Source organism: Ramlibacter agri (assembly GCF_012927085.1).
In the GTDB taxonomy this organism is placed as follows: domain Bacteria; phylum Pseudomonadota; class Gammaproteobacteria; order Burkholderiales; family Burkholderiaceae_C; genus Ramlibacter; species Ramlibacter agri.
This window is the reverse complement of the sequence record NZ_JABBFX010000001.1, coordinates 2,167,590-2,186,449: the sequence shown is the minus strand read 5'-3', so window position 1 is coordinate 2,186,449 and position 18,860 is coordinate 2,167,590. Positions and strand designations below refer to the sequence as shown.

15 protein-coding genes are annotated in these 18,860 nt (G+C 69.3%); 9 read left to right on the top strand and 6 right to left on the bottom strand.

The window, feature by feature from the left end:
* Nucleotides 1–7: 7 nt before the first annotated feature.
* From HHL11_RS10645 to HHL11_RS10620, 6 genes are read left to right on the top strand one after another with little or no spacing between them, the layout of a single operon-like run.
* On the top strand, nucleotides 8–1,978 hold the full coding sequence (locus HHL11_RS10645; RefSeq protein WP_169418354.1) for a hypothetical protein: 1,971 nt from the start codon (nucleotides 8–10) through the stop codon (nucleotides 1,976–1,978).
* A gap of 15 nt (nucleotides 1,979–1,993) precedes the next feature.
* The gene (locus tag HHL11_RS10640) at nucleotides 1,994–3,037 is read left to right on the top strand and encodes a hypothetical protein (protein ID WP_169418353.1); all 1,044 of its coding nucleotides are present in this window, start codon (nucleotides 1,994–1,996) and stop codon (nucleotides 3,035–3,037) included.
* A 19-nt stretch (nucleotides 3,038–3,056) separates the two neighbouring features.
* Nucleotides 3,057–4,367 (top strand): hypothetical protein, encoded by a 1,311-nt coding sequence (locus HHL11_RS10635; protein ID WP_169418352.1) that lies wholly within the window; start codon nucleotides 3,057–3,059, stop codon nucleotides 4,365–4,367.
* A gap of 21 nt (nucleotides 4,368–4,388) precedes the next feature.
* Entirely contained in the window at nucleotides 4,389–5,636 is a 1,248-nt protein-coding gene (locus HHL11_RS10630; protein WP_169418351.1) for a hypothetical protein, read from the top strand.
* A 10-nt stretch (nucleotides 5,637–5,646) separates the two neighbouring features.
* Nucleotides 5,647–6,525, top strand: a complete 879-nt coding sequence (locus HHL11_RS10625) for a hypothetical protein (RefSeq protein ID WP_169418350.1) — start codon at nucleotides 5,647–5,649, stop codon at nucleotides 6,523–6,525.
* Nucleotides 6,494–7,870, top strand: a complete 1,377-nt coding sequence (locus HHL11_RS10620; RefSeq protein WP_169418349.1) for a hypothetical protein — start codon at nucleotides 6,494–6,496, stop codon at nucleotides 7,868–7,870. Before HHL11_RS10625 ends, HHL11_RS10620 begins: the two co-directional genes overlap by 32 nt.
* A 9-nt stretch (nucleotides 7,871–7,879) precedes the next feature.
* Here the strand turns inward: HHL11_RS10620 and HHL11_RS10615 are convergent, their stop codons facing one another.
* Nucleotides 7,880–8,779 (bottom strand): AfsR/SARP family transcriptional regulator, encoded by a 900-nt coding sequence (locus HHL11_RS10615; protein WP_169418348.1) that lies wholly within the window; start codon nucleotides 8,777–8,779, stop codon nucleotides 7,880–7,882.
* A 144-nt stretch (nucleotides 8,780–8,923) separates the two neighbouring features.
* Nucleotides 8,924–10,036: a branched-chain amino acid ABC transporter substrate-binding protein gene (locus HHL11_RS10610; protein WP_169420000.1), complete on the bottom strand. Its 1,113-nt coding sequence runs from the start codon at nucleotides 10,034–10,036 to the stop codon at nucleotides 8,924–8,926.
* 117 nt (nucleotides 10,037–10,153) lie between these two features.
* Here HHL11_RS10610 and HHL11_RS10605 point away from each other — a divergent pair, with 117 nt between their 5' ends.
* Entirely contained in the window at nucleotides 10,154–10,750 is a 597-nt protein-coding gene (locus HHL11_RS10605; protein WP_169418347.1) for an NADPH-dependent FMN reductase, read from the top strand.
* Here the strand turns inward: HHL11_RS10605 and HHL11_RS10600 are convergent.
* The gene (locus HHL11_RS10600; RefSeq protein ID WP_169418346.1) at nucleotides 10,747–10,947 is read right to left on the bottom strand and encodes a hypothetical protein; all 201 of its coding nucleotides are present in this window, start codon (nucleotides 10,945–10,947) and stop codon (nucleotides 10,747–10,749) included. The genes HHL11_RS10605 and HHL11_RS10600 overlap by 4 nt on opposite strands.
* Before the next feature lie 62 nt (nucleotides 10,948–11,009).
* Between HHL11_RS10600 and HHL11_RS10595 the strand changes: the two genes are divergently transcribed.
* Nucleotides 11,010–11,750: a glutathione S-transferase gene (locus tag HHL11_RS10595; protein ID WP_169418345.1), complete on the top strand. Its 741-nt coding sequence runs from the start codon at nucleotides 11,010–11,012 to the stop codon at nucleotides 11,748–11,750.
* Nucleotides 11,743–13,002 (top strand): DJ-1/PfpI/YhbO family deglycase/protease, encoded by a 1,260-nt coding sequence (locus tag HHL11_RS34920; protein WP_425355191.1) that lies wholly within the window; start codon nucleotides 11,743–11,745, stop codon nucleotides 13,000–13,002. Before HHL11_RS10595 ends, HHL11_RS34920 begins: the two co-directional genes overlap by 8 nt.
* On the opposite strand, the gene HHL11_RS10580 is transcribed toward HHL11_RS34920, so the two are convergent.
* Genes HHL11_RS10580 through HHL11_RS10570 form a run of 3 tightly spaced genes read right to left on the bottom strand, consistent with a single transcriptional unit; the run spans nucleotide 12,992 to nucleotide 18,831 of the window.
* Nucleotides 12,992–14,404, bottom strand: coding sequence for an efflux transporter outer membrane subunit (locus HHL11_RS10580; protein ID WP_169419999.1), 1,413 nt, complete (start codon nucleotides 14,402–14,404; stop codon nucleotides 12,992–12,994). The two genes, HHL11_RS34920 and HHL11_RS10580, sit on opposite strands and share 11 nt — an antisense overlap.
* Nucleotides 14,404–15,627 (bottom strand): efflux RND transporter periplasmic adaptor subunit, encoded by a 1,224-nt coding sequence (locus tag HHL11_RS10575; protein ID WP_169418344.1) that lies wholly within the window; start codon nucleotides 15,625–15,627, stop codon nucleotides 14,404–14,406. Before HHL11_RS10575 ends, HHL11_RS10580 begins: the two co-directional genes overlap by 1 nt.
* 6 nt (nucleotides 15,628–15,633) lie before the next feature.
* Nucleotides 15,634–18,831 (bottom strand): efflux RND transporter permease subunit, encoded by a 3,198-nt coding sequence (locus HHL11_RS10570; RefSeq protein ID WP_169418343.1) that lies wholly within the window; start codon nucleotides 18,829–18,831, stop codon nucleotides 15,634–15,636.
* Nucleotides 18,832–18,860 lie beyond the last annotated feature (29 nt).

Genomic DNA, 18,860 nt, shown 5'->3' with positions numbered 1-18,860 from the left:
AACAGCCATGGCCAAGACTCCTCGCAACTCGCCGCCCACGCCGCCGCCCCGGCGCAACCACCCCGGCGCCGCCAGCCACGCGCGGCCGCCGACCGCCGGCACTGCCAAGTCACCACCCTCCGCCGCCCAGGCCCGGCCGCCGGTCTCGGCCCTGGCCGCGCCGTCGGTGCCCATGGTGCCGATGTCCACCTTTTCGTCCTTTGCCCAGTCCACTTCCCCAGGAGTCCGAGCCATGAGCCGCATCTTGCTGATCGATCTTGCCGAACGTGAATTGCAGGCGCGCTCGCGCCTCAAGGCCCGCGCCGACCAGCTGCAGGCCATCGACAACACCCGGGACGTCTCGGGCGGGCTCAGCGCCGACCAGCAGGCCGAACTGAAGGCGCTGCGCGACGCGCTGGACGCCGACCAGCCGGTGGACATCTTCTACAAGACGGTGGCCTCGCAGGTGGCGCGCAGGACCTGGGACGACCTGGTGCACGGCAAGGATCCCGAGTACGTCCTCAAGTACGGCCTGTTCGGCTCGCAGCAGACCACGATCCCCGCGGACCTGGGCGTCAACGAGCGCGAGATCGCGTCGGTCTGCGGGCTGCTAGAACTGGACAACATCGTCGACCCGACGAACTCGCGCTTCGTGCGCAGCGTGGCCGAGGCGCAGGGCGAGTACCGCCAGAACTACGACCTGTTCAACGCCGCCTATGCGCTGGCCAAGGAGCGCTCGGTCGTCACGCTGCAAAGCCAGATCGACAGCGGCCGCCTGAGCCCGTCCATCATCGGCTGCATCACGCCCGACGCATCGATCGCCGAGCGCGTGGCCGCGGAAGCCAAGCAGATCCCCGGCGCCGACGAGCGCGTGCAGGCGGTCTCGGCCAAGACGGTCGCCCAAGTGGTGCGGCGCCTGGTCGACGACGGCGTGACAGCCAACGACACCTGGCTCACCAGCCGGCTCGACGCCGCCTTCAACCTGCTGACCGGCTCGATCGAAGGCGCGCCGCCCTCGGCGCTGGAGATCGACCTGCCGGACCTGGAAGCCTCGGTCGACATCGACATCGTCAAGGAGAACCTGAACGCGGTGCAGGCCATCTACTTCTCCTACCAGCTCGAAGAGATGCGCCTGTACCAGGTGGTCGAGCGCATCGTCGACCTGTTCCGCCAGGGCCTGCTGCCACTGGGCCGCGGGCGCGTGGGCGACTACCTGTACCGCTACTACCAGAAGGCCGGCGAGCGCATGACCGAGAGCGAGCGGCGCGACCTGTACTTCCGCTGCTTCGGCGCGCCGGGCGGCAACCCGCAGGCGGGCGAGCCGAATCGCGATTTCAACGAGCTGTGGCTGCGCTTCCTGTCCGCCGTCTCCAGCTTCGCGCGCCAGCTCACGGTGGACCGCCTCTTGCGCAGCACGGTGCCGATGGCGGTGTCGCAGGAGCAGGTGCGCAAGGCCGGACGCGACCTCGGTGCGAACTTGTCGCGGAATGGCTACGGCATCGCCTACAACGCCGCCATCGAGATGCAGCAGTCCATCCTGGACTTCAAGACGGTGCTGACCGACCCGGATCTCCGCAACGTGTTCGGCGCCCGCGACATGTGGCAGGTGATCGACCTCGTGAACGCCAACTACCTGGGCGGTCCGCGCAACACGCACCGCTTCCGCACGCAAAGCCGCAACGGCGCCATCGTCATCCGCTGGATCGCCAACCACGTGGAGGCGCTGTCCAACGTCAGCGGGCCGGTGCTGCAGGTGGACCAGATCGTCAACCCGCAGATGTACCGCGTGGACCCGGACCACAAGCCCACCGTCGACCCGACCGACTGGGACCTGGTGAACGCCTGCGAGCAGTGGCTGGCCGTCGGCGGCGTGCAGGACCAGAACATCGAGCAGTACGCGCAGCCGATCGAGGCGCCCATCACCAGCAGCCGGCCCATCGGCATGCCGCAGTTCGCGCGCGACGCGCTGGACCAGGCCGGCATCAGCCTGCCGGCCTGAGCGAAGGAGACCGCGATGCCTGGAACCAGCACCACGCCGATGGCGGAGCACGTCGTGCAGTCGTTACGCAACGCTTCGCAGGCGCTGGGCGTGCGCGACCCGGTGGGCTACCTCGATGGCCTCATCCGCCGCAGCTTCGCCGAGCCGGACGACGACGTCCGCTACGCCTACAACCATCTCGCCCCGGGCGCGGTGGCCTACGAGCCTTCGTTCTCGGAGACCGAGCCGCAGACCCTGCGCTTCACGATCGAGCCGATGGGCCCCGATGCCTCGCCGCTGACGCGCCGTGACGAAGCCACCCGCGAGATGCGGCGCCTGATCGGGCCGGTGTTCGGGCGCGATTCGCTGAAGTGGTTCGACACGCGCAGCGAGGCCTGGCGCGGCTTCTCCGGCATGGGCTGGATGAACTACGGCGCCTGGTTCGGCAGCGCCTTCGACGAAGACGGCCTGTACGCCACCAAGATCTACTACGAGCTGGCGCCGCAGCAGATCGAGGCCCTGGCGCCCTCTCTGGCGCGCATCACGCGCGAGGCCATGGACATCCTGCCGGGGCTGGTGCCGATCTTCACTTCGATCGGCTGCAAGAAGGACACCGGCAGCCAGCGCGTCACCTTCATGCACCGCGGGTCCTTGAGCCTCAATGCACTGGGCCCGCTGATGAACTACCTGGGCATCGGCCACCAGTTGCCCAGCCTGATGCGCACCGTGGGCGTGGCGCTGGGCGGCCGCTTCGAGCTGCCGCAGGGCGCGGTGCTGATCGGCCTGCGCGAGACGCAAAGCGGCATCGAGATGAAGCTGGAAGTGCTGCTGGCGGCGCTCCCCGACCTGCCGGTGCGCTTCCTCGACCTGCTGCGCCTGGGCCTGGCCGAGCGGCCACGCCAGCTGGGCGCCCTGGAGCGCTGGCTGGGCGCCTTCGGCGTGGAAGACGCCAGGGAGAATGGCAACTTCTCGGTGCTGTCGGTGCGCGTCACGCCGCGCTCAGCCGCGCGCATCAGCCTCTACGTGCGGCCGATCGAGTTCGAGCTGCGCGACACGCTGCAGGAGCGGCAAGCCGCCTGAACCCCCAAGGAGAAGCACCATGCCCACGGCCACCAAGCCCCCGGTCAGCGCCGAGACCCTGCAGGCGGCGCGCGACGGCGTGCGCAAGCTGCTGGAAGGCACGCAGGCCTATGCGCAGATGCCGGAAGACAGCCGCAGGGCGCTGGCGCACGACCTGGTGAACATCAGCAGCTACCTCGCCGAACCGGGCATGAAGGTCGCCCCGAAGCACATGAGCGCGGACGTGCGGGCGCTGGCCGACACCGGGTCCACCAGCGCCAAGGACCAGCCGAAGTTCGGGCAGGCGGTGAGCACCGGCGTCGAACAGGCGGTGGCGCTGATCCAGGGCGTGAACTTCCCGGCCTTCGTCAGCGGCTTGATCGAAGGGGTGTTCCACAGCATCGTCAAGAGCTCCATCGAGCAGATGGAGGCCTACGGCAAGCTGGTGGCGGACGTCTCCAAGAGCCTCAACCAGTTCCGCGACGACAACACCACCGACAACCAGGGCCGCGACCAGCTGGTGGACCAGTTCCCCGACCTGTTCCAGATGCAGATGCCGGGCGCCGACGACGCCTTCGGCAGCTTCGGCGACGACAGCGCGCCGGCGGGCCCGAAGGTCGTGCTGCGCGATGGCATCAACGAGCAGGCCGCCATCGGCCGGCTGAACGCCTCGCTGCCGCTGGACAAGCCGATCACGAAGCTGGACGACGACCTGGTCGAGGCGCTGCTGGTGCCTGCGGCCCGCACGCAGATCGCCACCGGCCGCCAGCAGCTGCTGGCGACGATGGTGATGATGGGCATCAACCGCATCGTCGTCACCGACGGCCGCATCCAGGCCAAGGTGATGTTCGACTTCCAGGCCAAGGACAACCGCAAGTACCAGGCGAGCGCGACGCAGTTCGACTACGCCAAGGACGCCTACGGCAACGTGCAGAAGACCTCGGGTTTCGAAGGCGACTACGACTCCGGCTCCAAGGGCGGCAGCTACTCGCGCGACAAGGACGGCACCGTGTCGTCGGACAGCGCGGGCTACTACAGCAAGGGCACGTACAAGTATTCGGAGAAGCCGATCATCACGGCCATGAGCAGCTCGCGGCTGGCGGACGATTCCTCGCTGCAGTCGCGCGCTTCGCTGCTCGGGAACGTGGAGGTCAACTTCAAGAGCGACTACCTGCCGCTGGAGAAGATGGCGACGCCGGAGAACATCGCGGCGATCCAGATGAACGCGCAGCCCGGCATGGTGAAGACGATGGCGGGGCGGCCGCAACGCCCCGCCGCGCCGGCAACCGCGCCTGCCGCAGCACCCGCACCTGCCGCCCCCGCCGCGCCGGCCCCGGCACCGGCTCCCTGACCCACGGCAAGGAGGACCGCCATGGCGCCCGCTGCCCTGCCCGCCGGCGCAGACTTGCACACGCCGGACGGCGCGACGCTGGAAGTCGTGCGCCCGAAGGTGCGCGCGCTGCTGGAGCAGTCGCCCGGCTTCGCCGCCCTGCCGGCGGCGCAGCAGAAGGACATCGCGCAGACCATGGTGCGGGTGGCCACCTACATGGCCAACCCGCAGTGCCTGGCGCGCGAGGAGTTCGCCGACCCGCAGTTGCACAAGGAGATGGCGCAGGCGATGGCCGGCGGCGTCGACGGCGCCAAGGACAAGGCCTCCGACAAGCTGGGCACCTTTGCCGGCGCCGACTTCAAGGCCGGCGCCCTGCAGCAGGGCACGCAGGAGTTCAAGAATCTCGTCGGCGCCGTGGACTTCCCGGCCTTCGTCGGCGGCTTGATCCAGAACGTGTTCCAGGCCATCGTCACGGCGTCCATCCAGCAGATGGAGGCTTACGGCAAGCTGCTGAAGGCCGTGGCGCAGACGGTGGACCAGTTCGCGCAGGACAACATCACGATGAACAACGCGCGCGACTGGCTGACCGAGCGCTACCCCGAGGACTTGACCATCGCGACCGGCGGCGAAGACGACGACAACGCCGGCCCGCACCTCGCCGTGCAGGGCGAGGACCAGGACGCAGCGCTGCGCCGCATCAACCAGGAGCAGCAGCTGCTGAAGCCCATCACCGACTTGAGCGACCCCGAGCAGGAGACGCGGCTGGTGACGGCAGCGCGGCTGCAGATGGCGCGCATGCGCCAGCAGATGCTGTCGTCGATGGTGCTGCTGGGGATCAACCGCATCGTCGTCACCGACGGCCTGATCAACGCCAAGGTGATGTTCGACTTCCGCGCCAGCGACGAGGCCAAGCGGCGCGCCCGTGCCTCGCTGTACGACCGCGACCAGAGCAGCAACAAGAACGTGTCGGCCGGCGGCTTCGCCCTGCCCTGGGGCGCGGCCGGTTCGGTGAACGTCAACGAGCAGCAGCACATGACGACGGTTCAGTCCTCGGTGGACGAGAGCAGCGAATCCAAGGCCGAACTGAAGGCCAAGCTGACCGGCGAGGTGCGCGTCAACTTCAAGAGCGACTACTTCCCGATGGAGAAGCTGGCTTCGCCGGGGATGATCGCTTCGATCCAGGGCAATGCCACGCCCTTCGATCCGAACCCACCGCGGCCGGCGGCAGCGCCGGGATCTGCGCCTGCCGTGCCCGCGCCGACGGCGGCGTCCGTCCCCGCGCGCGTTTGAGGCGAATGCCATGGACAGCGCCGTACTCGTTCCGCTCGCCGAGCAGGATGCCAGCGAAGAAGCGCTGGCGCTGTCCTCCGCGCTCTCCGCGGCGCAGGAATGGACACCGCAGATCCTGGCGCTGGCCCTCGCCTCGCTGGGCGACATCGACCTGCCCTCGCCGGCCGTGCCTTCGCAGAACGCCAGCGTGCTGGCGGCGCTGCCCACGCTGTACTGGGTCTACGGCCTGGACCAGGCCGGCGTGCTGCAGGCGGCCGACACCGTGGCGGGCCTGTGGGCCAGTGGCGCCGTGCAGGTGCCATTGCCTGACCACGGCGCCGCGCTGCAGGCCTGGTGGCGCGGGCGCGGGCAAAGGCTCACGCAAGGCGAGCGCCAGCAGTTGCTGGGCCTGGTGTTCGACCCGCGCGATTTCGAGCCGGGCATGCGGCGCCTGTGCCAGGCGCTGGTGGCGCTGGCCGACAACGCGGGCCAGCACGACCTGCGCGAAGAGGTCGGCCTGCAGCAGGCGGCCAGCGCCTTGCTGGACCTGTGCGGCAACCGCCTCGAAGGCGCACCTCTGACCGCGGCCGGCGACCTGCTGGCGCAGGCGCGCGCCGCCGTCGGCGTGCTGACGCCACGCGCCTTGCAGACGGCGTTTGGCGTGCGCGACTTCTATGCGCTGGTGGAGCTGAGCGAGCGTTCGCGCGGCGCCACCGGCGGACGGGCGCGCAGCCTGGCGCTGCGGGCGCAGGCCGGCGCTGCGGTGCTGCGCTGGCTGGCGCTGAGCGCGGCTTCAGGCTTCACGGTGGACCCGCAGGCCGCGGCGCTGCAGACCCTGATGGCGGAGGCGCAGCGCTGGCTGGCGGAGGGGGAAGCGAATGACGGCCGTCGCCTCGCCCTCGCGGCCTGAAGCGCAGGCGCGCCCGGCTCCCGAATCCGCCCCGCCGCCCGGCTGGCTGCGGCGCGCGGTGCGCGGCGTGCTGGACGACACGCCCAGTTACCAGCAGATGCCTTCCGACCAGAGGCGCGAGCTGGCGCAAGCGATGGTGCGCGTCGGCCAGCTCGCCGCCGACTGCATCGCCGATGAACATGCGGCGCAGGCGCAGATCGATGCTTCGAAGCAGCCGGTGGCGCAGTCACTGGCCGACCAGCCGGGCTTCGGCGAATCGGCGCGCCGCATCGGCGACGTGACGCGCGACACGCTGCAGGCGATCTCGTTTCCGCGTTTCGTCACCGATCTGCTCAATGGCGTGTTCCGCGCCATGAACGACTCCAGCCAGGCCCAGCTGCAGCAATACCTGCAGCTGCTGAACGCGGTGTCGGCCACGGCCGGCGGCTTCGAGCAGACGCAGACCAGCGAGATCCAGGTGCGGGCCTGGCTGGTGGATCACTTCCCCGATGCCTTCGAGATGGACCTGCCCGACCCGCCCGAACCGGGCGAGCCACCGCCGGACCCGGAGGACGTGGAGCCGCCGCGGCTGCGCCTGAAGGCCGGCGGCAGCATGCCACCCGAGGACGCGCTGCGCGCCGCGCTGGGCGTGCAGCCGGGGCAGGAGTTCAGCGCCAGCAACCCCGAGGCGCTGGTTCCGCTGGCGCGGCGCCAGCTGGCCCGCAGCCGGCAGCAGATGCTGGCGACGATGGTGCAGATGGGGATGCAGCGCATCGTCATCGACGCGGGCCGCATCAACGCCGCCATGCGTTTCCACATCGACACGCGCAGCGCGGCGACGCAGGACCATGGCAGCCAGAGCAGCGTGCAGAACCGCGTGCGGGCGGGCGGCAGCTTCGGCTTCGGGCCCTGGGGCGCGAGTGCGGACATCGAGAACACGGTGGCCTTCGTCAGCACGGACCGGCAGCAGGGGACGGAGGAGATGAACGTCAGTGCGGACCTGACGTCGTCGGTGGAATTGAACTTCCACACCGATGCGATCCCGCTGAACCGGCTGGCCGCGCAGGCGCAGGCGGATCGCGTGCGCAGCGCGAGCCTGAACCCGGATCGCGAAGTGGAGCTGGCCGGCGAACGCGCGGTGAACGAACGCATCACCGGCGCGCGCACGGCGGAGGAGTCACGGCGCGGCGGCGTCGATGCAGCGGTGCGAACGGCGACGCCGCCGGCCATGTCGACGGAGCCGCTGCGGGTGCCGGCGCCGGGGAGCAATCCGGAGCCTACGCCAACACCTACGCCCACACCGACACCGACCCCTGCACCAACGCCGACTCCCACCCCGACGCCGACTCCCACGCCAACCCATTGAACACGGGCATCAACGCTCGTCCCGCTGCAACCTCGCATCCGCCTGCGCCGCATAGAAATGCGCGCGCCCGACCAACTCGCGCAGGCTCAATTCGTTTTCAACCTCCCGCACCCGCAAAGGCGCCACCGGCTCCTGCACGCGTCCAACCGCGCTGTCGGAAATCCTCTGGTACACCGCCAGGGTCTCCCGCATCGGCTCGATCGCCAATTCCTTGCGCAAGGCATGCCGGCACTGCTCGAACTGCTGCAGCGCCATCGCCCGCTGCCCATTCAGCAGGAACAGCTGCATCAGCTCGCGGTGCACGTCCTCGCGCAAGGTGTCGCGGTCCAGGATGGCCTGCGCATGGCGGATCGCGCCCGCGTAGTCCTGCGCCAGCGTGCACAGCTGCATCAGCCGCCCCAGCGCATTGAGCAGGGTGCGCCGATGCAGCTCGCGCGCCCGCAGCGCCCAGTCGTCGATGAAGCCGGCCAGGATGTCGTCGTGGTACAGCGCCACGCCGCGGCGCAGCTGCTCCACCAGCGGCGCATCCAGTTGCTCCAGGGGCTTGTCGAGCGCGGGGCCGACCAGCCGCGAGAATTCGTCGACGTCCAGCCGCAGCTGCGCTTCCTGCGGCACGCCCAGCGCGCCGCGGCGGTCGCAGACCACCACCGCGTCCTGCTCCAGCGGCGGCCGGGCCAGCGCCTTGCGCAGGCGCCACAGCGCGGTGTTCAGCGAGCGGACGCTGCCGCCGTCGCTCTGTTCGGGCCACAGCGCCGCCAGCAGTTCGCTGCGGGCGAAGAAGCGGCCGCGCGCCAGCGCGAGGAAGGCGAGCAGGCTGCCTGGCCGCCCAGGGATCTCGACGGACGGACCGGGCAAATGCCCGTCGCAGTTCGCCACCGACAGGTGGCCGAACAGGTTGAGATGCAACATATGCCCCCCTTCATTCCCTGGCTTGCACGGCTGGGCCAGTGGGGCTTGTACACCGCAAGTCCTGTCGCGCGCTCCTGCCAAAGGGCGCATTCGGCGTAACAAAGCTTTGGTTCCGTGACAGTGCGCGGCGCACTGCGCGGCCGTTCACTCGATGGGGGTCTTCACGCCGTCCTTGAACGTGAACAGGCTCACGGCCGGATTCTTCAGCTCGCCGTTCGGCAGGAACTGGATCCGCGCCGTCACGCCCTGGAAGTCGGTGCTGGCGAGGAAGGGCACGTAGACCTTGGGATCGGTGGAGTTGGCGCGCTTCATCGCATCGACCAGCACGTAGGTGGCGTCGTAGGCGTAAGGGCTGTAGATCTGGAACTGGCCCGGGAACAGCTTGTCGTACTTTTCCTTCCAGGCCTTGCCGCCCGGCATCTTGTCCAGCGACGCGCCGCCGGTGGCGCACACCACGTTGCCCAGCGTGGGGGCGTTGCCCGAGAGCTTGGCGATCTCGGTGGTGCAGATGCCGTCGCCGCCGAGGAAGCGCACCTTCTGCAGCCCGAGCTGTTCCATCTGCCGCAGCATCGGCCCGGCTTGCGGGTCCATGCCGCCGAAGAAGATGGCGTCCGGGTTCTTCGCGCGGATCGAAGTGAGGATGGCCGTGAAGTCGGTCGCCTTGTCGGTGGTGAACTGCGAGTCCACCACCTGCATGCCATTGGCTTCGGCGGTCTTGCGGAAGACCTCGGCCAGGCCCTGGCCGAAGGCCGTGCGGTCGTCGACCACGGCCACGGTCTTCAGTCCGAGCTTCTTCGCCGCGTACACGGCCACTGCCGCGCCCAGGTCGTTGTCGTTGGCGATCAGGCGAAAGGTGGTCTTGAAGCCGGGCTTGGTGATGTCCGGGTTGGTGGCCGAAGGCGTGATGTGCGGGATGCCGCAGTCGTTGTAGATCTTGCTCGCGGGGATGGTGGTGCCGGAATTGAGGTGGCCCACCACGCCGGCCACCTTCAGGTCGCACAGCTTCTGCGCGGCCGCGGCGCCCTGGCGCGGGTCGCCGGCGTCGTCCTCGGCTTCGATCTCGAAGTGCACCGGCTTGCCGCCGATCGTGAGGTTCTGCGCATCGAGCTCGTCTATCGCCATGCGCACGCCGTTCTCGTTGTCCTTGCCGTAGTGCGATTGCGGGCCGGACAGCGGCGCCACGTGGCCGATGCGCACCACCTGCGCGCCGGCCGGCGCGCCTGGCGCCGCCTCGCGCTTGCCGCAGGCGGCCAGCATCAACAGGGCTGCCGCGCTCGCCGCGACCTGCGCCCATCGGATTCTTCTCATGGCATCTCCCCCGGGGTCCGCTGGCATTGTGCGGCGATGTGCAGCCCATGTGGTTAGCATGGGTGCATGGACAAGCTCTCCCTCCTCGTCATTCCCGGCAGCGTGCGCCAGGGCTCGCTGAATTGCACGCTGGCCCGCGCAGCCATGCGCATCGCCGAAGCGCAGGGCGCCGCCACGCGCCTGCTGGACCTGCGCGCGCTCGAGCTGCCGCTGTACGACGGCGACATCGAGGCGAAGCAAGGCGTTCCCGCGGGCGCGGTGGAGCTGATCGAAGCCATCATGCAAGCCGATGCCGTGCTGGTGGTCACGCCGGAATACAACGGCTTCCCGACGCCGCTGGTCATCAACGCCTTCGACTGGCTGTCGCGCGCGCCGGCCGCCGCCTCGCGCCCGGCCGGCCTGCAGGCCACGGCCAACAAGCCGCTGGGGCTGCTGTCGGCTTCACCCGGTGCGCTGGGCGGCCTGCGCGCGATGAACTACCTGCGGCAGTACTTCCAGATGGCCTTCGGGATGCTGGCGCACCCGCGCCAGTTCGCGCTGTCGCGCGCCAACGAGGCCTTCGACGCCGAAGGCAAGCTGAAGGACGACAAGGCGCGGCAGCAGGTGGAAGCGGTGGTGCAGTCGCTGCTGCAGCTGGCGGGGGCGGTGAAGACGAAGGCCTAGATGGAAAACGGCCGCCCCGCCACGGCCTGCATCATCGCCCGCCGCGCCTCGTCGGAGCGGCGGACCGCGGTGCACCACGCTTCCCAGGTTTCGTGGTCGAATTCCGGCATGCCCGGCATGCGGTTGCGCGCCGCGTCCCAGGCGGCGCGTTCGGCCGCGACGGCGGCGAAATGTTCCTCGAACGGGTTGGCGCGCACGCGGCGCAGTATAGGCTTACAGCAACTTACAGTGCGGACTTTCCTGCTAAAAAAGACAAGACATGGCGTACGAATTGCACTATTGGCCCAGCATTCCCGGCCGCGGCGAGTTTGTCCGGCTGGCCCTGGAATACGCCGGCGTACCCTATGTCGACGTGGTCCGCGAGGACGCCGGTGACGGCCTGGGCATGCCGGCCATGCTGCACCTGCTGGAAGACAAGTCGGTGCGGCGGCCGCCGTTTGCGTGCCCCGTGCTGGTCGACGGCAAGCTGGTGATCGGCCAGACCGCGGCGATCCTGCTGCATCTCGGCCCCAAGCTGGGACTGGTGGGCCGCAGCGAAGCGGACCGCCTGTGGACGCACCAGGTGCAGCTGACCATCGCCGACATGGTGGTGGAGGCGCACGATACGCACCATCCGATCGGCAGCGGGCTGTACTACGAAGACCAGGAGGCCGAGGCCAAGCGGCGGGCCGAGGACTTCCGCAAGAACCGGTTGACCAAGTTCATGGCCTGGTTCGAAGCCATCCTGGAGCGCAACCCGCGCAATGCCGAGGCGGCCGTGCCGCGGCTGGTGGGCGGCAGCGTGAGTTATGCGGACCTGTCGCTGTTCCAGCTGGTGGATGGACTGCTGTATGCGTTCCCGAAGGCGACGAAGCGGGTGCTGAAGAAGGCGCCGAAGGTCGCGGCGCTGCACGCGGGGATTGCCAGGCATCGCAAGCTGCGCGATTACTTCGCGAGCGAGCGGCGGCTGGCGTTCAACCAGGAGGGGATCTTCCGCCGGTATCCGGAATTGGATGGTTGAGACCCCGCTGCGCATCCTGTACCGCGACGAAGAGCTCGTCGCCATCGACAAGCCGGCCGGCCTGCTGGTGCACCCGAGCGCGCTCGACGCGCACGAGGAGCGCACGGCGGTCGGGCTGCTGCGCGAGCAGCTGGGCGAACCGGTGTGGACACTGCATCGGCTGGACAAGGGCACCAGCGGCGTGCTGCTGTTCGCGCGCGATGCGCAGGCGGCGCGGCGCTGGGGCGCGGCCTTCGAAGGCAGAGACGTCCACAAGCAGTACCTGGCCCTGGTGCGCGGCTGGCCGGCCGAGCACGGCGTCATAGAACAGCCGCTGGCGCGCGACCCGGAGCTGCCCTCGGCTGGCCAGCCGCGGCTGCCCGCCGTCACCCGCTTCCAGCGCCTGGCCTGCTTCGAATGGCCTTTCGCTGTGGATGCGCGGCATGCGACCAGCCGCTACGCGCTGGTGCTGGCCGAACCGCTGAGCGGCCGCCGCCACCAGATCCGCCGCCACTTCAAGCACATCGCCCATCCGCTGGTGGGCGACAGCACGCATGGCAAGGGCCAGCACAACCGGGCGGTGGCGGCGTGGCTGGGCGTGGAAAGGCTGTGGCTGCACGCGCTGAGCATCGAGCTGGGAGGCTTTCGGCTGACGGCGCCGTGCGGCCCGGAATGGACGCCCTTGTTCCGCGAGGGCGGCGTATCCTTTCCGCAGACAGGAGAGCCCACCATGCCCCAGAACACACTCAGCGGCTGCCGCGTCGCCATCCTCGCCGACGACGGCTTCGAGCAGGTCGAGATGACCGAACCGCGCAAGGCGGTGCAGGACGCAGGCGCCACGACGAAGCTGCTGTCCATCCACAAGGGCCAGGTGCAGGGCTGGAACCACGACAAGCCGGCCGACAAGTTCGACGTCGACCTCACCTTCGAGGAAGCGAAGCCGGAAGACTTCGACGCGGTGCTGTTGCCCGGCGGCGTGCAGAACGCCGACAAGATCCGCATGAGCATGCACGCCCAGCAGTTCGTTCAAGCCATGCAGAAGGCCGGCAAGCCCTTCGGGGTGATCTGCCATGCGCCCTGGCTGCTGGTGTCGGCCGGGCTGGTGAAGGGCCGCAAGGTGACCAGCTGGCCGTCGCTGCAGGACGACCTGCGCAACGCGGGCGCCGAGTGGGTCGACGAGGAAGTGGTGCGCGACGGCAACTGGGTGACGAGCCGCAAGCCGGGGGACCTGCCGGCGTTCAACAAGGCGGTCGTGGAGGCGTTCAAGAAGTAGGGACCCAATCCCCGCCCAGCGCCTTGACGAGGAACACCGCCACCAGCATCCGCTGTCCCAGCAGTTGCGCTACCTGTCGCTGCGCATTCAACAGCGCCTGCTGCGCCGTGATCACGTCCAGCGAAGTCGCGGCGCCGCCTTCATAGCGGTCCGTCGCCAGCTGCAGTACCTTGCGCGCGCTCGCCTCCGCCAGCCGGGCCTGAGCCAGCGCGCGATCGAGCGAGGCGCTGCCGGTGATGCCGTCCTGCACCTCCTGCATCGCCGTCAGCACCGTGCGCTTGTAGTTGTTGGCCGTGACCTGGTAACCCGCTTCGGCGATCGCCACGTTGGCATCGGTGCGGCCGGCGTCGAACACCGGCTGCAGCACCGACACGCCCAGCGACCACAGCAGGCTGGGCGCATCGAAGATCGTCGGGAAGTTGCGCGTGTCGCCGCCGAAGGTGGCGCCCAGCATGATGCTCGGGTAATAGGCCGCGCGCGCCACGCCGATCTGTGCGTTGGCCGCGGCCATCGCGCGCTCGGCCGAGGCGACATCGGGCCGGCGTTGCAGCAGGTCCGATGGCAGCCCCAGCGGAATGGCCGGCGCGCTGCGCGGCGCGACCGAGGGCGCCAGCTCGAACACCGGCGCGGGCCGGCCCACCAGGGTGGCGATGGCGTCCTGGAACTGCGAGCGCTGGCGCTTCAGCACGTCCACCTGCGTCAGCGTGTTGTCCAACAAGGCCTGCTGCTGCGCGACGTCCAGCCCGGAGGTCGCGCCCAGCTCGTGCCGCGCCGAGATGAACTCCAGCGCGCGACGCTGCAGCGCGATCGACTGCGCCAGCACGTCCAGCTCGATGTCCAGCTCGCGCAGGTTGAAGTAGGCCGTGGCGAGGTCCGCGCCCAGCACCAGCCGGACGTTCTGCAGGTCGGCCGCGCTCTGCTCCGCGCTCGCCTGCGCCGCCGAGACGGTGTTGCGCACGCGGCCGAACAGGTCCGCTTCGTAGGAGACGTTCAGCGAAGCCGAGAAATCGTTCTGGACGGTCTGGAAGTTCTGCGAGTTGTAGTTGGTGAGCGGCCGGTTGGCGGAGATCTCCTGCCGCGCCGTCCGCGCCGCCAGGCCCACCTGCGGGAACAGGCTCGAGTTCGCCACCTGCACACTCGCGCGCGCCTGCGCAAGCCGCGCCGTCGCCGCGGCCAGCGTGGGGCTGGCGACCAGCGCCTGCTGCTGCAGCGCGTCCAGTTGCGGGTCGCTGAAGCGCATCCACCAGTCGCCGCGCGCCAGCGTGTCGCCGGGCTGGGCCGGCTTCCACGGTTCTTCCACCTTCCAGGCCGTGGGCATCTCCACGTCCGGCTTCTGGTAGGGCGGCGCGGTGGCGCAGCCGGCCAGCAGCGCCGCGACGCCGGCGAGCACGAGCGCGCGCATCACGGCGTGACCTTGGCCGGCGCCGCGCCAGGCTGCTTCGCGTCCGCCACGGCCTGGACCTTGTCGCCTTCGGCCAGCGAATCGGACGGGTTCAGCACCAGCGTCTCATTGCCCTTCAGGCCATCGAGCACTTCGACCGTGTCGCCGAAGTTGCGTCCCAGCTTCACCGGGATCAGCCGCACGACGCCGCCGGCATCGACACGCGCGACCAGCACGCCCTGCGCGCGGAACAGCAGCGCGTTGGATGGGATGGTCAGCGCGCCGCTCGCGGCCGCGGCAAGTTCGACCTGGACGAAGGCGCCGGGCAGCAGCGCGCCGTCCTTGTTCGGCAGCATCACTTCCGCCTGCATGGTGCGTGTGGCGATGTCGATGGAGCCCGAGGTGCGCGCCACCTGGCCGGCGAACACGCGCCCGCGCAGTTCGGTCTGCGTCACCTTGGCCGGCTGGCCCTGCTTGACCAGCTGCGCGTAAGCCTGCGGCACGCTGACGTAGACCCGCAGCGGATCGGTCTGCGACAGCAGGAACAGCGGCTTGTTGCTGTCGATCAGGTCGCCGATGTCGACGTTGCGCTTGGTGATGACGCCCGAGAACGGCGCCAGCACGCGCTTGAAGCCTTCCAGCTGGCGCAGGCGTTCGACGTTGGCGTCGGCGCCGGCGAGGTTGGCCCTGGCCTGTGTGTAGGCGCTGCGGCGCTCTTCCAGCTCCTGCTGCGACACGGCGTCACGCTTGCGCAGCGCCTCCCAGCGTTCGACCGTCGTGCGCGCCAGGTCCAGGCTGGCGGCCGTCTGGTTGCGCGCGGCGATCGCTTGCGACAGCTGCTGGTCCAGTTCCGGCGTTTCGATCTCGGCCAGCAGCTCGCCCTGCTGCACGCGGCTGCCGATGTCCTTGCTCCAGCGCCGCAGGTAGCCGCCGGCGCGCGCCGACACCGGCGCCTGCACGTAGCCCTGCAAGGTGCCGGGCAGCTGCAGCGTCTGCGCTGCGCCGGCCGCGCGCACGGTGGTCGTGCGCACGTACTGCTGGGTGCTCTCTTCCGCGCGCGCCTCCAGCGTGTGGGCGTTGTGCACGCGCACGAACACGGTGCGGGCGGCACCCAGCGCCAGCAGCACCAGCACGACGGCGGTGGCGATGCGGGCCCGGCGCGCCACCTGCTTGCGGCGCAGCAGCTCACCCTCCTCCCCTTCGACGGGGTGGATCGCGAGATTCGAATGACTGGATTGCGACATTGTTGTTCAGCCTTCTTGCGGCAAGGCGTCCTGCGGCAGCGACGGGGGATGGCGGCGCGCAGCACGCTGCGCGAGCCGCTGGTGCACGCCGGCGTACAGCACCGGCACGAACAGCAGCGTGGAGACGGTAGCAAACAGCAGGCCGCCGATGACGGCGCGGCCCAGCGGCGCGTTCTGCTCGCCGCCCTCGCCCAGGCCCAGGGCCATGGGGATCATGCCGATGATCATCGCCAGCGCGGTCATCAGCACCGGCCGGATGCGCGTGGCGCCTGCTTCCAGCGCCGCAGCCAGCGGCGTGGAGCCGGCCTCGCGCTGCTGGCGCGCGAAGGCCACCACCAGGATCGAGTTGGCTGTGGCCACGCCCATGGTCATGATCGCCCCCGTGAGAGCGGGCACGCTCAAGGTCGTTCCAGTGATGAACAGCATCCACGCGATGCCGGCCAGCGCGGCGGGCAGCGCCATGATGATGATCGCGGCGTCGATCCACGACTGGAAGTTCACCACCACCAGCAGGTAGACCAGCACGATGGCCATCGCCAGGCCGAGGCCGAGGCCGGCGAAGGACGACTGCATCGTCTGCACCTGGCCGCGCAACACCACCTGGTTGCCGCGCTTCAGCTTGGGCTCGATCTTCTGGATGGCCTTGCGCACCTCCGTGGCCACGGACGCCAGGTCCGTGCCCTGCACGCTGACGTAGACATCCAGCGAAGGCGAGATGTTGTAGCGCGAGACGATGGGCAGCTGGCGCGTGCGCTGCGCCTCCACCAGGTTGCCCAGCAGCTGTTGCTGCTGCTGCACGCTGCCGGAGCCGCCGCCCACCACCGGGATGGACAGCAGCGAATCGATGCTGTCCACCTGGTACTGCGGGCTCTGCACCACGATGCTGTAGACCACGCCGTTGTTCGGGTTGAGCCAGTAGGAAGGCGAAGTCTGCGCCGTGCCCGAAAGCGCGATCAGCACGTTCTGGCCCACGTTCTGCGGCGAGATGCCCATGGCCTGCAGCCGCGTGCGGTCCATCTGCAGGTTGAGGGCCGGGCCGTCCAGGCGCTGGTGCACGTGGGCGTCGACCGCGCCGGGGATCTTGCGGATTTCCTTGGTCAGCTCCGCCGCCAGCGCCGCGTTGCCCTCGACGTCGTTGCCGGTGAACTGCACGTCGATGGCCGCCGGCAGGCCGAAGTTGAGGATCTGCGTGACGATGTCCGCCGGCTGGAAAAAGAACTCCACGCCGGGGAAGCGCTTGGGCAGCTCGCTGCGCAGCAGGGTCACCCAGTGCTCGGTGGGCTGGTGGCCTTCGCGCAAGGACAGCAGGATCTCGCCGTCCAGCGTGCCGATGGTGCCGGCGTTGCTGTACGACAGGTTGATGCCGGAGTTGGGGATGCCCAGGTTGTCCAGCACCGTCTCCAGTTCTTCCTTGGGAATGACCTGGCGGATGGCTTGCTCCACCTTGTCGGCGATCTGCGCCGTCTCCTCGATGCGGGTGCCGGTGGCCGTGCGCATGTGCAGGCGGATCTGGCCGGCGTCGACGGTGGGGAAGAAGTCGCGCCCCAGCACGGGCACCAGCAGGCAGGACAGCAGGCAGAAGGCCAGGAAGGTGAGGCCGAAGCGCCTGCGATGCACCAGCAGCGAGGACAGCGCCAGCGCGTAGGCGCGGCGCAGGTGCTCGAACTGCGCGTCGAAGGCCAGGTACACGCGCTGCAGCGCGCTGGGCTTGCCGCCCGGCTTGTGCGCGTTCCCCATCAGCAACATCACCAGCGTGGGCACCAGCGAACGCGAGAGGAAGTAGGACGCGATCATCGCGAACACCACCGCCTCGGCCAGCGGCACGAACAGGTAGCGCGCCACGCCGGAGAGGAAGAACATCGGCACGAACACGATGCAGATGCACAGCGTGGAGACGAAAGCCGGCACGCCGATTTCGCCGGCGCCGACCTCGATGGCCTCCACCAGCGGCTTGCCCAGGTGCAGGTGGCGCTCGATGTTCTCGATGGTCACGATGGCCTGGTCGACCAGGATGCCCACCGAGAGCGCCAGCCCGCCCAGCGTCATGATGTTGAGCGTCTCGCCCAGCGCGAACAGCACCAGGATGGCCGCCAGGATGGACAGCGGAATCGTCAGGGCGATGATCAGCGTGCTGCGCCAGTTGCCCAGGAACAGCAGCACCATGGCGGCGGTCAGGGCGGCGGCAATCAGCGCTTCGGACACCACGCCCTTGACCGCGGCCTTGACGAAGATCGACTGGTCGAACAGCGTGGCGATCTTGATGTCCGGCGGCAAGGTGGCGGCCACCTGCGGCAGCATGTCGCGGATGCCGTTGACGATGTCCAGCGTGGAGGCGCCGCCGTTCTTCAGCACCGACAGCAGCACGCCGCGCTGGCCGTCCTGCCGCACCACGTTGGTCTGCGGGTTGAAGCCGTCGCGCACGTTGGCCACGTCGCGCAGGTAGGTGGTGGCGCCGTTCGTGGTGCGCACCGGCAGGTCGTTGAGGCCGGCGATGGCGTCCGGCGAACCGTTCATGCGCACCGTGTATTCGGTCTCGCCCAGCTTGGCCGTGCCGGAAGGCAGGATCAGGTTCTGCGCGCTGATGGCGTTGACCACGTCGGCCGGCGCCATGCCGCGCGCCTGCAGGGCCTGGGTGTCCAGGTCGACCGAGATCACCTTGACCTTGCCGCCATAGGGGAAGGGAATGGCGGCGCCGGGAATGGTGACCAGGCGCGGGCGTAGCTGGTTGACGGCGGAGTCGAACACCGACTGCTCCGGCAGCGTGCTGCTGGAGAGGGCCAGCTGCACCACCGGGATGCTGGAGGCAGAATACTTGATCACCAGCGGCGGCAGCATGCCGGGCGGCATCTGGCGCACCTGCGTCTGCACCGCGGCCACGGTCTGGGCGATGGCCGACTGGATGTTGGCGTTGGGCTGGAAGAAGATCTTGACGATCGAGATGCCGGGCAACGAGGTCGACTCGATGTGCTCGATGTCGCTGACCGTGGTGGTCAGCCCGCGCTCGCTGGAGGCGGCGACCCGGGCGCCCATCTCCTGGGCCGGCAGGCCGTTGTAGCTCCAGATGATGGAGACCACCGGGATGTTGATCTCGGGGAAGATGTCGGTCGCCATGTTGCGCAGCGCCAGCGGCGCGGCCAGGACGATCAGCATCGCCATCACGATGAACGTGTACGGGCGCCTCAGCGCCAGCTTGACCATGGACATGCGGGAAAACCTGCCGGCGGCGATGGAAG

Excerpts from the sequence above, each read along its gene's own strand:
- HHL11_RS10615 (WP_169418348.1), bottom strand. The coding sequence starts at position 8,779 with ATGTTGCATCTCAACCTGTTCGGCCACCTGTCGGTGGCGAACTGCGAC.
- HHL11_RS34920 (WP_425355191.1), top strand. The coding sequence starts at position 11,743 with ATGGTTGAGACCCCGCTGCGCATCCTGTACCGCGACGAAGAGCTCGTC.
- HHL11_RS10620 (WP_169418349.1), top strand. The coding sequence starts at position 6,494 with ATGACGGCCGTCGCCTCGCCCTCGCGGCCTGAAGCGCAGGCGCGCCCG.
- HHL11_RS10630 (WP_169418351.1), top strand. The coding sequence starts at position 4,389 with ATGGCGCCCGCTGCCCTGCCCGCCGGCGCAGACTTGCACACGCCGGAC.
- HHL11_RS10570 (WP_169418343.1), bottom strand. The coding sequence starts at position 18,831 with ATGTCCATGGTCAAGCTGGCGCTGAGGCGCCCGTACACGTTCATCGTG.
- HHL11_RS10580 (WP_169419999.1), bottom strand. The coding sequence starts at position 14,404 with ATGCGCGCGCTCGTGCTCGCCGGCGTCGCGGCGCTGCTGGCCGGCTGC.
- HHL11_RS10635 (WP_169418352.1), top strand. The coding sequence starts at position 3,057 with ATGCCCACGGCCACCAAGCCCCCGGTCAGCGCCGAGACCCTGCAGGCG.
- HHL11_RS10595 (WP_169418345.1), top strand. The coding sequence starts at position 11,010 with ATGGCGTACGAATTGCACTATTGGCCCAGCATTCCCGGCCGCGGCGAG.
- HHL11_RS10605 (WP_169418347.1), top strand. The coding sequence starts at position 10,154 with ATGGACAAGCTCTCCCTCCTCGTCATTCCCGGCAGCGTGCGCCAGGGC.
- HHL11_RS10610 (WP_169420000.1), bottom strand. The coding sequence starts at position 10,036 with ATGCTGGCCGCCTGCGGCAAGCGCGAGGCGGCGCCAGGCGCGCCGGCC.
- HHL11_RS10640 (WP_169418353.1), top strand. The coding sequence starts at position 1,994 with ATGCCTGGAACCAGCACCACGCCGATGGCGGAGCACGTCGTGCAGTCG.
- HHL11_RS10645 (WP_169418354.1), top strand. The coding sequence starts at position 8 with ATGGCCAAGACTCCTCGCAACTCGCCGCCCACGCCGCCGCCCCGGCGC.
- HHL11_RS10625 (WP_169418350.1), top strand. The coding sequence starts at position 5,647 with ATGGACAGCGCCGTACTCGTTCCGCTCGCCGAGCAGGATGCCAGCGAA.
- HHL11_RS10575 (WP_169418344.1), bottom strand. The coding sequence starts at position 15,627 with ATGTCGCAATCCAGTCATTCGAATCTCGCGATCCACCCCGTCGAAGGG.